This is a genomic window from Microthrixaceae bacterium (genome assembly GCA_023957975.1).
In the GTDB taxonomy this organism is placed as follows: domain Bacteria; phylum Actinomycetota; class Acidimicrobiia; order Acidimicrobiales; family Microtrichaceae; genus JAMLGM01.
The window spans coordinates 1-1657 of record JAMLGM010000026.1; the positions used below are offsets into that span (position 1 = coordinate 1).

General features: G+C 66.6%; 3 protein-coding genes. All 3 read left to right on the forward strand.

Translation table 11 applies throughout. The features are described 5' to 3' along the window. On the forward strand, positions 1–445 hold a 445-nt coding region (locus tag M9952_16545; protein ID MCO5314534.1), incomplete at its 5' end, for an ATP-binding protein. Next, positions 442–1062 carry a response regulator transcription factor gene (locus tag M9952_16550; protein ID MCO5314535.1) on the forward strand — a complete coding sequence of 207 codons (621 nt, stop codon included), beginning with the start codon at positions 442–444 and terminating at the stop codon, positions 1060–1062. The genes M9952_16545 and M9952_16550, both read left to right, overlap by 4 nt. A 368-nt stretch (positions 1063–1430) precedes the next feature. Next, positions 1431–1657, forward strand: a 227-nt coding sequence (locus tag M9952_16555) for a TetR/AcrR family transcriptional regulator (GenBank protein ID MCO5314536.1), incomplete at its 3' end; no start/stop codon positions are given.

Consider the following 1657-nt stretch of genomic DNA (forward strand, 5'->3'; position numbering starts at 1 on the left):
GCTCATGGGGGCCATGGCCCCCGTCGAGCTCGACGATCGCACTCTCCGTTCGGCCTTGGGGCTGCTGGCTGTCGCCGAATCTCAGCCCGGTTCCCCGGTTGTCGAGGTCCGTTTCGACGGTGATGATGATTGTCTTCCGATCGAGATCGAAGGCGCTTTCCTGCGCATAGCCCAAGAAGCGCTGACCAACGCCCGTCGGCACGCAACGGCCCACCGCGTCGTCCTCACCGTCACCTTCCAACCCTCGACGGTGAGCCTCGACGTTGTCGATGACGGTGTCGGGTTCGATGCGGATGCCGTGGGAGTCCGAGGGTTCGGGCTCACCAGCATGCGCGGCCGGGCCAAACAGCTCGGCGGAACGCTCAACATCGACTCCGAGCCGGGCCAGGGCTCGGCCATCAACGCGACGATCCCGCTGCGACCCGGACCGGGAACAGCACCATGATCCGCATCGTGATCGTCGATGACCACCCCGTCGTGCGGGCGGGGCTGCGTACGGTTCTCGACGCAGCAGACGACATCGTGGTGATGGGTGAGGCCCACGATCACGACACCGCGGTCGTCGCGATCGCCGACCTCGAACCCGACGTCGTGGTGCTCGACGTCCATCTCGGAACCGGGCCGAGTGGACTCGACGTCCTGCGCCAGGTCCAACGATCCCAGGCCCGCCCGCGCGTGTTGGTCGTCACCGTCTTCGACAACGACATCGACATCGATGCGGCACTCGAGGGCGGTGCCGCCGGATACGTCCTCAAGGATGCGCCCGAAGTAGACCTGATCAGCGCCGTTCGGGCCGTCGCTGCCGGCCACCAGCCCCTCGATCCCCGGGTAGTTGCCAGAGTTGTAACCAGATCGAGGCGCAACTCCGACATCCCCTCGCCACGAGAACTGGAAGTTCTTGCTGCGGTGGCCGACGGTCACGACAACGCCACCATCGCCCGCGACCTCTACATCAGTCAGGCCACGGTCAAGAGCCACCTCGCCAGTGTGTTCGCCAAGCTCGGTGTGGCCACCCGCACCGGTGCGGTCGCCGAAGCACGTCGGCGCGGTCACTTGCGGTGAACCGGCTCACTCACGACCCGAAGATCCCCGATCCCGCCTCTCAGCAGCCCCCCGGCATCGCGCATGTGGGCCGAACCTACGCGTGGCGCACCAGGCGCTCGGTCGGTCCACATCGGTCAGTGCGCCGGGCATCGCGCTCGGCAACTGGTGAACGACTGCGGCCGGCCGATCGTGACTATCTCGTCCTGGTCGCCCTGACCGGTCGCCCCGACGGCCGGGTGCGCCTCAACAAGCTCGCGCGCGACCACGGCTGGGAGCCTGCACAGGTTTCCCCGGGAACCTGACACCGCGGTCGCGAAACCTGGTCCTCGCGTGATCGGGGAAAGGACCAGCATTTCCGAATCACAATTCGGATATAGTCGATCACCATGGAGAATGGAGGTCGTAGCGCTCCGCATGCGCGTCGTGGGCGGCCGCCGAAGGTCGGTCGGGAGCGCATCGTGGATGCGGCGGTTCGGCTCGGCTTGGATTCCTTCACGATGGTGGGGTTGGCCGAGGACCTCGGGATCTCTCCGGCGACGCTGTACTCGCACGTCGCCGGACGCGACGAGGTCATCGCGTTGGTCGAGTCGAGGCTGCACGGCACGATTCGTGA